The sequence below is a fragment of the Noviherbaspirillum album genome (assembly GCF_035916955.1).
GTDB classification, from domain to species: Bacteria; Pseudomonadota; Gammaproteobacteria; order Burkholderiales; family Burkholderiaceae_D; genus Noviherbaspirillum; species Noviherbaspirillum album.
Genome location: NZ_JAWIIV010000044.1, coordinates 32,435 through 44,974 on the forward strand (window position 1 = coordinate 32,435; position 12,540 = coordinate 44,974).

Annotated in this window: 13 protein-coding genes and 1 pseudogene; 9 read left to right on the forward strand and 5 right to left on the reverse strand. The window is 60.4% G+C overall.

Annotated elements, in window-relative coordinates; translation table 11 throughout:
* Positions 1-303 precede the first annotated feature (303 nt).
* Positions 304-801, reverse strand: a complete 498-nt coding sequence (locus RY831_RS28725; RefSeq protein WP_326509764.1) for a hypothetical protein — start codon at positions 799-801, stop codon at positions 304-306.
* Positions 802-1,267: 466 nt separating this feature from the next.
* Between RY831_RS28725 and RY831_RS28730 the strand changes: the two genes are divergently transcribed.
* Entirely contained in the window at positions 1,268-1,594 is a 327-nt protein-coding gene (locus RY831_RS28730) for a DUF3861 domain-containing protein (RefSeq protein ID WP_326509765.1), read from the forward strand.
* 132 nt (positions 1,595-1,726) lie between these two features.
* Here the strand turns inward: RY831_RS28730 and RY831_RS28735 are convergent.
* Positions 1,727-2,380 (reverse strand): annotated as a pseudogene (locus RY831_RS28735) (LysE family translocator).
* A 338-nt stretch (positions 2,381-2,718) separates the two neighbouring features.
* Between RY831_RS28735 and RY831_RS28740 the strand changes: the two are divergent.
* Genes RY831_RS28740 through RY831_RS28755 form a run of 4 tightly spaced genes read left to right on the forward strand, consistent with a single transcriptional unit; the run spans position 2,719 to position 5,800 of the window.
* A complete protein-coding gene (locus RY831_RS28740; RefSeq protein ID WP_326509766.1) occupies positions 2,719-3,681 on the forward strand; it encodes an MBL fold metallo-hydrolase in 963 nt (320 codons plus the stop codon).
* A complete protein-coding gene (locus tag RY831_RS28745; protein WP_326509767.1) occupies positions 3,665-3,832 on the forward strand; it encodes a hypothetical protein in 168 nt (55 codons plus the stop codon). Before RY831_RS28740 ends, RY831_RS28745 begins: the two co-directional genes overlap by 17 nt.
* Before the next feature lie 55 nt (positions 3,833-3,887).
* Positions 3,888-5,606 (forward strand): FAD-dependent oxidoreductase, encoded by a 1,719-nt coding sequence (locus RY831_RS28750; protein WP_326509768.1) that lies wholly within the window; start codon positions 3,888-3,890, stop codon positions 5,604-5,606.
* Positions 5,588-5,800, forward strand: a complete 213-nt coding sequence (locus tag RY831_RS28755; protein ID WP_326509769.1) for a DUF2783 domain-containing protein — start codon at positions 5,588-5,590, stop codon at positions 5,798-5,800. The genes RY831_RS28750 and RY831_RS28755 overlap by 19 nt, the downstream gene beginning before the upstream one ends.
* A 51-nt stretch (positions 5,801-5,851) precedes the next feature.
* On the opposite strand, the gene RY831_RS28760 is transcribed toward RY831_RS28755, so the two are convergent.
* Positions 5,852-6,757: a LysR family transcriptional regulator gene (locus RY831_RS28760; RefSeq protein WP_326509770.1), complete on the reverse strand. Its 906-nt coding sequence runs from the start codon at positions 6,755-6,757 to the stop codon at positions 5,852-5,854.
* A gap of 138 nt (positions 6,758-6,895) precedes the next feature.
* Here RY831_RS28760 and hmgA point away from each other — a divergent pair, with 138 nt between their 5' ends.
* From hmgA to maiA, 3 genes are read left to right on the forward strand one after another with little or no spacing between them, the layout of a single operon-like run.
* On the forward strand, positions 6,896-8,239 hold the full coding sequence (hmgA, locus tag RY831_RS28765) for a homogentisate 1,2-dioxygenase (protein WP_326509771.1): 1,344 nt from the start codon (positions 6,896-6,898) through the stop codon (positions 8,237-8,239).
* A complete protein-coding gene (fahA, locus tag RY831_RS28770) occupies positions 8,236-9,525 on the forward strand; it encodes a fumarylacetoacetase (protein WP_326509772.1) in 1,290 nt (429 codons plus the stop codon). Before hmgA ends, fahA begins: the two co-directional genes overlap by 4 nt.
* A 10-nt stretch (positions 9,526-9,535) precedes the next feature.
* Positions 9,536-10,180, forward strand: coding sequence for a maleylacetoacetate isomerase (gene maiA, locus RY831_RS28775; RefSeq protein WP_326509773.1), 645 nt, complete (start codon positions 9,536-9,538; stop codon positions 10,178-10,180).
* 33 nt (positions 10,181-10,213) lie between these two features.
* On the opposite strand, the gene RY831_RS28780 is transcribed toward maiA, so the two are convergent.
* The gene (locus RY831_RS28780; protein ID WP_326509774.1) at positions 10,214-11,395 is read right to left on the reverse strand and encodes an esterase-like activity of phytase family protein; all 1,182 of its coding nucleotides are present in this window, start codon (positions 11,393-11,395) and stop codon (positions 10,214-10,216) included.
* Between the two features lie 237 nt (positions 11,396-11,632).
* On the opposite strand from RY831_RS28780, the gene RY831_RS28785 reads away from it, so the two are divergent.
* Positions 11,633-12,082: a hypothetical protein gene (locus RY831_RS28785; RefSeq protein WP_326509775.1), complete on the forward strand. Its 450-nt coding sequence runs from the start codon at positions 11,633-11,635 to the stop codon at positions 12,080-12,082.
* A gap of 229 nt (positions 12,083-12,311) precedes the next feature.
* Here RY831_RS28785 and RY831_RS28790 read toward each other — a convergent pair.
* On the reverse strand, positions 12,312-12,540 hold a 229-nt coding region (locus tag RY831_RS28790; RefSeq protein ID WP_326509776.1), incomplete at its 5' end, for a hypothetical protein.

The window sequence follows — 12,540 nt, forward strand, 5'->3', positions numbered from 1 at the left end:
CGGTATGCCGTTCTGACGGCGGAAGAGAACATGCTGGTTGGATACGTAAAGCCGCAAATCGTTCTCGGCTGGAAACGATCATCTGATCGCGGAGGGAGCGTTGAAAACGTGCCGCGAGCAGCATCGGGCACACGCTTCAGTGGCGGGCGGGCATTAAGCGCGGATCATTGCGCATTGAACAAGCCGACAAGGCGACCGTTCCGTCGGCAGGACATGGCAGTGCAGCGGGCCATTGCCCGACTTGTCGCGACCGCATTGTCGTGCTTGCATTGCCATATGCGTATCGCGCTGCCTGCCGGCTGACTACACCAGGCGCAGGCGGGGCAAATCCGATCGAGGTTCGATCTGCGTGGCGATAAACACGCCGCAGTCACGATAGGAGGCGAAGCCGGAATGCCCGGGCTTTCGCCCCAGAATGGCTACGGTAAGCGCCCGCTGATGGCGTTCATGCATCCATTCGGTTCCGGCGTTCTTCAGGTCGGTTGCGAGCGCCAGCCAGTCTTCCCTGAAGCGGAAAGCCTGCTTCCAGTTCACGTGGTCGATATAGCCATTCTCGACCGCCGCCGTGAACGCATCAAGAAACAGCCGCCAGAGCGGGATCATCAGGAAGCGCTTGTCGTCGTAGTCGAATTTGTTGAGTTGCTGATAATTTCCCACTCGATCGAAGCAGCCTTGCTCGACATTCCAGCCGCCGTTTTCAACGGGGGTCATCTGTTCGTCTTCTGTACGCGAGCCGATATAGCCTTGCTCATGTGTAAGGGACGTGATGAGCGGCGAATAGCCTTGTCCAATCCGTTTCATCGGTGGTCAGTGTTATATGTCGGATAGGTATTCTAAAGCATGCTCGTTTGCAGGATTGATCACCTCGGAATCCGGCTCCAATAAAAAAACCGCAGCCCCTTGGGGCTGCGGAATAAATCCCTATCAGGATAGGGGAGGAGACATGAGTTTAGTTAGCAAAGAGCGGGCCACCCCGCTCATCAGCAGGCAGATGCGGCCTTGATACCGAATCCGGTCGGTTCAGTGTCCGACAGGAAGATGTTTCGCAGCGCTTGCATGTTCATCTTTACACCGTGGCGGTAAAAACTCCGCGTTTCATTAGCGACATCCAGTGATTCACTGCAAGGCTGCATGGCACAAGAATCAGAGAACCAAAGGCTTTTTGATGTTCTCAATAGGGAAGCGCGACGCAATGCAGGCCGCATGGCGAATGCGAGTCCAGATCCAATCGCATGCAATACATTTTAAGAAGGATTCCAGTAAGCCCATGAGTACACATCAATATCGCATTACTCTTGAATATCTGGGCGGAAAGCATGCAGGCCCCGAGCTGCATGCGCCGCTGAGTTTCCATGCCGATAATCACGACGACCTGTTCGATATCATCCAACGTGTGCAGCAGGCCGACATGTTCGATGCCGACACATCGGCGGCACTGGCGCTGGGAATGAAGCTGTTCAGCGAAGTCATGCTCAAGCATCGCCAGGACCCGCTGTTTGCACCCATCCTCGGGGCATACCGCGATTACATCACTGCATTCAAGCAGCGCGTGTCGCAAGGACGGGGCGCGGAAGACGGACGCGGAACTGGCTGACGCAACCCGGAGGCCCGTTTCCGGAAAAGCATGTGCAGGCAAGCGTCATGGTTGCACCTGCCTGTTGTCGGGAAAATGCCGCCCTCATGGCTTAGCAAAACCAGGTGCTCAATTGACCCGGCCCGCCGCCGATCAGCTGCGCGACAGCAGCAGCTTGACGCCGGCGAACGCGAACACCACCGCAAGCACGCCTTCGAACCAGCGGCGCACACGCATGTATATGCGGCGGGCCGCCGCTGTCGAGAAGAGCAAGGCTTAGCCGCCGAACACCAAGATACCAATGCAGACGCAGCCGCCCACAATGACCAGCGCGTGGACGGTGCCGGCCCCCTGGGGCAGTGCCAGAGAGACAATGGAGATCCAGGTCAGGATGGCCTTCGGGTTGGTCAGGTGAAGACCGAGTCCCTTCAGGTAAAGACGTTTCAAGTCCTCTGCCCCGGCTTCCCTGTTCAACCCGATGTTCCGGGAGTCCCGGGCGGGCGCCGCGCGGCATGCTGCGCGTGCTGACCTTGCCGCCAGCCAAAGCAGGTAAGTGCCCCCAAGTAGCTTGATGAGCAGCAGCAGGTTCGAATACGTCAGCAGGACGGCCGACATGCCAAGCGCCGCCAGCAGCGCCCAGAACATCGATCCGGATACCACGCCGGCGGCGAACACGAATGCCGGCTTGCGTCCCGAATGCATCGCAATCGACATGATCGACAGGTTGCTTGGCCCCGGGCTGACAGTGCCGACGAAATAAGCTGCATAGGCAAGCAGGGCATCGGGGCCCAAGAGATGAATTTCCATGGTGTGCCTGTATATGAGGTTTCGGCGTAGCCAGCCGTAGGACCTGATTGCGCACGGGGTGCGATGGTGCATTAAACACGATTCCCTCGGACCGCGCAGCGACTCGCCGGAATGGCAGCTGGAATGGGAGTCCTCTCATCGGGACAATCAATGCAGTTTCACGTTTGCTATTGACATATGTCTTCAACTAAAACAAACTTCAATTTAATCGAGTGCATTAGATAATAACGAATCAGTATCGGAATACTGCCATGCACGCGCAGAATGTTGAAACATTGTAGGAACGGAAGCCGGGCGCACGCTCTGCTATTCCTTCCATTCATGTCAAGGAGATCATCATGACGGAAAAAAAATTTGCTTCGCAGGCCGACCTTGTGGAAAAGAAGACCAGTTTCATCAAGCTATCCGACAATGCTTATGCCTATACCGCCGAGGGCGACCCCAATTCCGGCGTGATCATCGGCGATGACAGCGTCATGGTCATCGATACCACCGCCACGCCCATCATGGCGCAGTCGCTCATCAAGCATATCCGCGAGGTCACCGACCTGCCTATCAAGTACGTGGTGCTGTCGCACTACCACGCGGTGCGGGTGCTCGGCGCGTCGGCCTATTTCAAGGAAGGCGCGGAACAGATCATCGCCTCGCGCGGTACTTATGAGCTGATTGTCGAGCGCGGCGAACACGACATGAAGTCGGAGATCGAGCGCTTCCCGCGCCTGTTCGCCGGGGTGGAATCGGTGCCCGGCCTGTCCTGGCCGACCATGGTGTTCGAAAAGGAAATGACGATCTTCATGGGCAAGCTTGAAGTGAAGCTCATGCATATCGGCATGGGCCACACCAAGGGCGACACCATTGCCTGGATTCCATCGCAGAAGATCTGCTTCTCTGGCGACCTGGTCGAGTATGACGCGGCGGCCTATACGGGCGATGCGCAGCTGGAGGAGTGGCCGCACACGCTGGAGGCATTGCGCGCCATGGGTGCTGAAAAGCTGGTGCCGGGCCGCGGGCCGGCACTGATGAACCCGGCCGAGGTGAACAAGGGCATCGACTATACGAAGGACTTCGTCACCACGCTGCTGGAATGTGCGAAGGAGTCGGTGGCGCAGGGCAAGGACCTGAAGGCCGCGATGGCGCACACGCGCAGCAAGATGGACCCCAAGTTCGGCCATGTATTCATTTATGAGCACTGCCTGCCGTTCGATGTGACGCGCGCTGTGGATGAGGCGAGCGGGATCAAGCACCCGCGCATCTGGACCGCCGAGCGCGACAAGGAAATGTGGCATGCGCTGCAGGATTAGGTTTTGCGCACGCAAGCGGGTGCCCGGCAACGGCTTGCAAGCCGTTGCGGCGTACCGCGGCGCAAGGCATGCCTTGCGCAATCCCGCAGCACGTCCGCGCATCTGGACCGCCGAGCGCGACAAGGAAATGTGGCATGCGCTGCAGGATTGATAAGTTGCGTCTTGTGACCATGTAACTATAACGAGCATCGTCCTGGAGAACTGCAATGGACACTAATTACCAGCAGGCGGTTTACGATTACCGCCGTTCGCCGGATCAGGACGCTGCGACGCCGGCGCGCCATCCGGTGATCGTCGTGGGGGCAGGCCCGGTCGGGCTGTCTGCCGCGATAGACCTTGCGCAGCACGGCCAGCCGGTCGTGCTGCTCGACGATGACTGCGGACTGTCGGCCGGCTCGCGCGCGATCTGCTTTTCCAAGCGCACCCTCGAAATCTTCGACCGACTGGGCTGCGGTCAGCGCATGGTGGACAAGGGCGTGTCGTGGAATGTGGGCAGGGTGTTCTTCCGTGAGGAACAGGTCTATTCCTTCGACCTGCTGCCGGAGTCCGGGCACCGGCGTCCGGCCTTCATCAATCTGCAGCAGTACTATGTCGAAGGCTACCTGGTTGAACGGGCGCTGGAGCTGCCTAATATCGATCTGCGCTGGAAGAACAAGGTCGTTGGCCTGTCGCAGGAAGCCGGCGGCGTCACGCTGATGGTGGAGACTCCGGAAGGATCGTACAGCCTGGCATGCGATTACCTGGTTGCCTGCGACGGATCGCGCAGCCCGATACGGGGCTTGTGCGGGCTGGAGAGCAAGGGCCGCACCTTCCGTGACCGCTTCCTGATCGCCGACGTCAAGATGAAAGCGGAGTTCCCGACCGAGCGCTGGTTCTGGTTCGACCCGCCATTCCATCCCAATCAGTCGGTTCTGCTGCACCGCCAGCCGGACAATGTCTGGCGCATCGATTTCCAGCTGGGTTGGGATGCTGATCCGGTCGAGGAAAAGAAACCTGAAAAGGTCATTCCCCGCATCCGGGCGCTGCTCGGACAGGACGTCGACTTCGAACTGGAATGGGTCAGCGTCTATACTTTTTCCTGCCTGCGCATGGAGCGCTTCCGCCATGGCCGCATCCTGTTCGCCGGCGATGCGGCGCACGGCGTATCGCCGTTCGGTGCGCGCGGTGCCAACAGCGGCGTGCAGGATGCCGACAACCTTGCCTGGAAACTCGCGCTCGTGCTCAAGGGCGGGGCGTCTCCCGACCTGCTCGACACCTATGCCGTCGAGCGCCAGGCCGCAGCAGATGAAAACATTCTCAATTCGACGCGTTCCACCGATTTCATTACACCCAAGAGCGCGGTCAGCAAGACCTTCCGCGATGCGGTGCTGAGACTGTCGAAGCACCACGAATTCGCGCGCCGCATCGTCAACAGCGGCCGGCTGTCCATGCCGTCGGTGTTGGCGGACAGTCCGCTCAATACGACGGATGGGGATGAATTCGAAGGAGCCATGGTGCCGGGCGCTCCGATGGCGGACGCACCGGTGGTCGCCGCAACCGAGCAGCAGTGGCTGACCGCTTATGCTGGCGGCACGTTCACAGGCTTGTACTTTTCCGATCGCGGGCGGGTTGATGACAAGGCCTTCGAATCCCTTGCATCACTTGCGCACGGAGATCAGCCGGTGCGAACGCTGATCATCGTTTCACAGGGTACGGATGCGCCTGCGGCCGACGGCCTGACCGTACTCAACGATGAGCAGGGCTTGCTGGCCCAGCGCTACGACGCTAAGCCGGGCACCTTCTATCTGATACGGCCCGACCAGCATGTCTGTGCCCGCTGGAGGAAGCTCGAACCTGAACTTGTGCGGCAGGCGCTGGCGCGCGCCACGCAGTCCGCCGTGGAAACCAATCTTGCCGAGGGAGTGCCATGCCTGGCCCTGCACTGAATACCGCCGCCAATCTTGCGCGTCCTGATGATTTCTACGAACGGCTGATCGACATGCATCGCGATTTGTCGCCGGAGCAGAGCGAGGCAGCGAATGCTGCATTGATTCTCCTGCTTGCCAATCATATCGGCGATCAGGGAGTGCTGGAGGAGGCGATGCGGATCGCGCGGGACCAGGGGGCGGGCGGGACATGATCCGGGCGCCAGACGACCCGCATGAAAGCTAGGGATGGGCGTCCTCCGGGATTACTCCCTGAACGTGCTTGCAATTACGCCTCTCAGCCACTGGTTGCCGCTGTCCTGGTTGAAGCGCCGGTGCCAGAAGATATTCGTATGCAGCGGCGGCAGCCGCAGCGGAGGACGCGCGAAGGCGAGTCCGAACGGGCCGGCGGCGCGCTGCGCCAGCTTCTCCGGCACCGTGACCACCATGTCGGTGGTGCTGACGATGTAAGGCACCGAGGTGAAATGCGGCACATGGAATTGCGCGGCGCGCGCGACGCCGGCCTTCTCCAGCCTCTCATTGATCACGTCATAGGGGTTTTCCCGCGACGATACGATCAGGTGCCGCGCCGCAAGAAAATCAGCCAAGCTGATATTGCCCTTGGCAAACGCATGGTCCTTGCGGAACATGATGACGTACTTCTGGCTGAACAGGCTGCGGTGATACAGGCTCTCCGATGCATCGGTGAATGCACCGATGACCAAGTCGATCTGGCCGGTTTCGATGCCTTCGCGCCAGTCGACCGCGCTTACCCTTACCGACCCGATCCTGACATGGGGCGCAATCCTGCCGCAGCGCTCCAGCAGTGCCGGCATGAAATGGATTTCTCCGACGTCTGTCATGGCAATCACGAACTGGCGGTCGCTGGTAAGCGGGTCGAATTCCTGCTGCCGGTTCAGGGCGGATGCCACGCTCGCCAGTGCATTGGCGATCGGTTCCGCGATTTCCTGGGCATAGGGCGTGGGCTGCATGCCTTGCGCGGTGCGCACGAACAGTTCATCTTCGAAAGCCTTGCGCAGGCGCGCCAGGGCATTGCTGATGGTCGGCTGCGACAGTCCCAGGCGCGCCGCCGCCAGCGACACCTGCCGCTGCTGGAACAGCTCATGAAACACCACCAGGAGATTGAGGTCGATATCGGAGGGATGGCGCATTATTGATATGCTAAATAAGCGAAATTTGCGTATTTGCATTTTAATTCAATGCATGAAGTCCTATAGTGGCAGCTGTCATTTTTTCATCAGCCGCGATCCGGCGGCCGCCATTCGCGCTTTTTGCACTGGAGCAAAGTCATGACGTCCATCAGCGACCTCGCCAAGGCACCCGGCCTGTCCATTACCAAGCATCTGTATCAATCCGGCTTTGCCAATGAATTCGCGACCGAAGCCTTGCCCGGCGCCTTGCCGGTCGGACAGAATTCCCCGCAGCAGGCCCCTTATGGCTTGTATGCCGAGCAAATCTCCGGCACCGCGTTCACCGCGCCGCGCAGTCACAACCGTCGCTCCTGGCTGTACCGCATCCGCCCGGCGGCGATGCACAAGCCGTTCAATCTGGTGGAGTCGAATTCGATCGTATCCGATTTTGCAAGCGTGCCGCCCACGCCGCCGAATCAGCTGCGCTGGAATCCCCTGCCGATGCCGACCACGCCGACCGACTTCGTCGACGGTTGGGTAACGATGGCCGGCAACGGCTCGCCGGAAGCGATGTCCGGCTGCGCGATCCATTTGTATGCGGCCAACAAGGATATGGAAGGCCGCTTCTTCTACAACGCCGACGGCGAACTGCTGATCGTGCCGCAGCAAGGCCGCTTGCAGCTGGCCACCGAAATGGGCATGGTGGAGGTCGAGCCGCAGGAAATCGCGGTCATCCCGCGCGGCGTGCGCTTCCGGGTTGCGCTGCCCGACGGCCAGGCTCGCGGCTATATCTGCGAAAACTTCGGCGCGCTGTTCCGCCTGCCGGACCTCGGCGTGATCGGCTCCAACGGGCTTGCCAATCCGCGTGACTTCCTGACGCCGCAAGCTTCCTATGAAGACGTGGAAGGCGATTTCGAGCTGCTCGCCAAATTCAACGGCCGCCTGTGGAGCGCCGCGATCGGACATTCGCCGCTGGACGTGGTGGCCTGGCACGGCAACTATGCGCCATACAAATACGACCTGCGCCGCTTCAATACCATCGGCTCGATCAGCTATGACCATCCGGACCCGTCGATCTTCCTGGTGCTGCAGTCGCCGAGCGACACGCCGGGCGTGGATTCGATCGATTTCGTGATCTTCCCGCCGCGCTGGCTGGCAGCGGAAAATACTTTCCGCCCGCCCTGGTTCCATCGCAACATCGCCAGCGAGTTCATGGGCCTGATCCATGGCGAGTACGATGCAAAGGCCGAAGGCTTCGTGCCCGGCGGCGCCAGCCTGCACAACTGCATGTCGGGACACGGCCCGGACGGCGAGACCTACGAAAAGGCGTCGCGCAGCGACACCAGCAAGCCGAACAAGGTGGCCGACACCATGGCCTTCATGTTCGAAACGCCCACGGTGATCAAACCCACGAAATTCGCACTTGAAACCTCGCAGCTGCAGGCCGAATACTTCCAGTGCTGGCAGACCATCAAGAAAAACTTCAATCCGAACGCAAAATGAGCCAACAAGACATGACTACCGCGCCCGACCTCAAGAGCTGGGTGGAAAGCGCCAATGCGGCCGACAGCGAATTCCCGATCCAGAATTTGCCCTATGGCGTGTTCAGCACGAAGAACGGTGCGCCGCGGGTGGGCGTTGCCATCGGCGACAGCATTCTCGACCTCGCCGTGCTGGCAGGCGAAGGCGTGCTGCAATGCAAGCCGGACGTGTTCGCGCGCGCCAGCCTGAACGATTTCATCGCTGAAGGCCCGGCTACATGGCGCAGCGTGCGCGAGCAGGTGAGCGCCTTGCTGTCCGCTTCCGATCAGACGCTGCAGGGCAACGCCGCGCTTCGCGCGACGTCGCTGGTTCCGCAGTCTGAAGCGGCGATGCTTTTGCCGGTGGAGATTCCCGGCTACACCGATTTCTATTCGTCGAAAGAACACGCGACCAATGTTGGCTCGCTGTTTCGCGACCCCAAGAATGCCCTGCTGCCCAACTGGTCGGAAATTCCGATCGGCTACAACGGCCGCGCGTCCTCGGTGATCGTGAGCGGCACGCCGGTACGTCGTCCCAACGGGCAGATCAAGCTGCCCGACCAGGAGCGCCCGGTATTCGGCGCCTGCCGCAAGCTTGATATCGAACTCGAGACCGGCTTCATCGTCGGCGTACCGAATGCGCTCGGCGACCCCATTCCCTGCGAAGAGGCGGAAAAGCATATCTTCGGCATGGTGCTGCTCAACGACTGGAGCGCGCGCGATTTCCAGGCCTGGGAATACGTGCCGCTCGGCCCGTTCAACGCGAAGACCTTCGCGACCACCATCTCGCCGTGGGTGGTGACGATGGATGCGCTGGCGCCTTTCCGAACCACGCAGCCGAAGCAGGATCCGCAGCCGCTGGCTTATCTGCAGCATGCCGGCGACCATGCCTTCGACATCCAGCTCGAAGCGCTGATCAAGCCGCAGAATGCGGCCGAGCCGACCACCATCGCCCGCACGAATTTCAAGTACATGTACTGGACCATGGCGCAGCAGCTGGCGCACCACACGGTGTCGGGCTGCAATACGCGCGTCGGCGACCTGATGGGTTCTGGCACCATCAGCGGCCCCACGCCGGATTCCCTGGGTTCGCTGCTGGAAATGACCTTCAACGGCCGCGAACCGGTGACGCTGAAGACAGGCGAGAAGCGCGCCTTCATCGAAGACGGCGATGAGCTGACATTGCGCGGATGGTGCCAGGGCAATGGCTACCGCGTCGGTTTCGGTCCTTGCACCGGCGTCATTCTTCCGGCACACCCCGCAAAGTAAAGGAGGGCGCGTGAAGCTCTACAGCTATTTCCGCAGTTCGGCATCGTTCCGCGTGCGCATCGCACTGAACCTGAAAGGTCTTTCGTACGAATACGCGGCGGTGCATCTGGTGCGCAACGGCGGCGAACAGCTGGCACAGACTTACCGCTCCATCCATGCGGACGGGCTGGTGCCGGCGCTGGAGGACGATGGCCAGTTATTGCAGCAGTCGCTGGCCATCATCGAGTATCTCGACGAAATCCATCCACAGCCGCCGCTGCTGCCAGGCACGCCGGCCGGCCGCGCTTATGCCCGATCACTGGCCTTGCAGATCGCCTGCGACATCCATCCGCTGAACAACCTGCGCGTGCTCAAGTACCTGACCGGCACGCTGGGCGTGTCCGACGAAGCCAGGCAGCAATGGTATCGCCACTGGGTAACGACCGGCTTCACCTCGCTGGAAGCGCGACTGGCCGCCGATAGCCGCACCGGCAAGCTGTCATGCGGTGACCAACCCACGCTGGCCGACCTGTGCCTGGTGCCGCAGGTATGGAATGCGCAGCGCTTCGGTATTCCGCTCGATGCCTATCCAACCATCATGCGCATCAACGATTACGCGATGACACTGGACGCATTCGCGCTGGCCGCGCCCGCCAAGCAGCCCGACGCGGAATAGTCACCCCACTAGGCACTGTGCCGGATTCCGGGCTTATTGCGGAATGACTTCAAATACCAGGATTTGATTGCGGTCGGTTGCGGAGTCGGCGGCGGGAAAATTGTCATCCGCCACCACGATGAGCGAGTCTCGTCCGTTTGCCAGCCTGGGGCCGAAAGTCATGCCCTCCAAGTTTGCAATGCCGCCGAGCTGGGCTTTCAGACTTTCGAAATCCAGCACGAGGCGCTTCGAGACCGGCGTATAGGTTCCCGTGGCGAGCGCTGGCCGGGACAGCACATCGGTGGCATTCGTGACGTCGATCTCATAGAGTCGCACCTGATTGCCGATGACGCCGACGGAGAAGCTGCGCTCCAGCACCAGGAAGCGCTTGTCCGTCAGCGCGAGGATTTCGGTCGCGCCGCTGACCGTGAATGCATTGTCGGGGACCGGAGCGGCCTGCACCCGCTCGACCGGATAGGCGTACTGCGCAATCGCGGTGCCGCTTGCCCGGTCGAACTCGGTAATGCGCGCGATGGAGCCGGAAGTCGTCGTGGACGCCGGGCCGTCGGCAAGCAGCGGGCCTTCGGCAAGGACCACGGCATTTTTTCTGCCCGGCGTGAATGTGATGCCTTCGAATACGAGATTGCCGCGCGGTCCGGTATCGGATGCAGACATGCGGAACATCGAGGGCAGGGCATATTCCCGGACATGACTGCCGTCGGTTCGCATTTCGCGGATGAATGGATCGATGATGCGCTGCGGCGAAGTCAGCGTGCGGTCTCCTTCGCTGACCCAGACCAGGTTGCCGCTGACTGGATCGATGCGGATGCCTTCCGGATCCGCGACCCTGGGATCGGGCACTTTCGGATATACGCTGCCGTCTGGCTGTTTCAGCGAAAATGTGGACAGAAACTGGACACCGTTGAATCCGCTTTCACTGAATGCCAGGTTGGCGGTATAAGCGCGCGGCGGATTGCCCGAATCGGCAGTCGTGCGGTCGTCGGAAATCATGACATAGCGGTTGTTGGCCGCATCGTAATCAATGCCCGACAGGCCGCCCACCACAGTTCCCTGAAACTCGGTCCTCCTCGGAAGGACCTGCTGGCCTAGCAAGCGCAGCGAGCTTACCGTGCGCTCCGCCGTTTGCTTATCGTCGGAGCCGCCGCAGCCCGCGAGAGCTCCGAGTAGCGTGAAGGTCGCCGAGGCCAGTAAATAGTGTGCGATTCTGTTGTGCATGAGTGTGGTCGACTTTTTGTTGTTGGAAACACGTCGCACTATAAGGAAACACCGTGACAGGAACGTGACAGCCACGCAAGCGTCACCTGCGAATCAGTCCAGGCGCGTTTGTAGGAATTACAGAAAAATCGTCACATCTTCAATAATCGAAGCACAGTTTATCGGCATACCGTGCGGCGCAGGACTGGCACATGAATTGCAGATGCGGCGGTTCCCTACCTTCATCTGGAGAACATCATGCAAGTAAACCGCAATCTGCTTCGCATGCTGCCCGTGGCAATTCTTGCCGCAGGCCTCGCTGCATCCCCTGCATTTGCGCAGAGCACTTCAACCGGAGCAAGCAAGGGAGGTCCGTCCTCCGGCGACGCATCGGCTTACCCGAGCCCGGGCAGCGCCGGAACCTCCGGTACCACCTCAGGCACCTCAGGCACATCGCGTTCTTCTTCCGATACTTCCGGTTCCTCTGGAAGCAGCGCGCAGCACAGCGGCTCGGGCAGCCACAAGTCAGGAGCGCAATCCTCCGGAGGAAGTTCGAATTCCGGTTCGGCAAAAATGTCTTCGGGCGATTCCTCTGCCTATCCGGGCAAGCCGGCATCGGGAACAGGTTCGTCAAATGCATCGGCTGGCGGCAGCGGCGCCTACGGCGCCGGAAAGACGCCTTCCGGCTCGCAAGGCAGCAGCAAGTAAGCGGCATCGCGATTGTCTGTTGGCCGATGCTGGCCGAGTGCGCTGTCATCAGAGCGAAACAATGGCCCACTACAATGCGCTCGTCATCCAGCATCCCCAAGGTTGATTTTTGCCCGCAGCGATCCTGCGGGCATTTTTTTTGTACCTTCTTCGCTCTGCGAAGTCATATCCGCATCCTTCCAGTACCTGTCGCACACTGACAACAGCTTGTACGATTGTCATGAAGCTGTCACAGGCCGCATTCAGACTTCCACCTGTCCTCAACGCCGCGCAGGTGCAAAAAGCCTGCGCCGGCCGCCGACCAACGAGGGCGGCGACTTGAATTCGCGCATGCGAACGACAGCCGCACGGCATCTGTAAATGACAAACTCTCTGGGATAACAATGAAAAAATCGCTCATCGCACTGGCAGTGCTCGGCGCTGTCGCCGGCGCCGCATCCGCGCAAACCAATGTGACC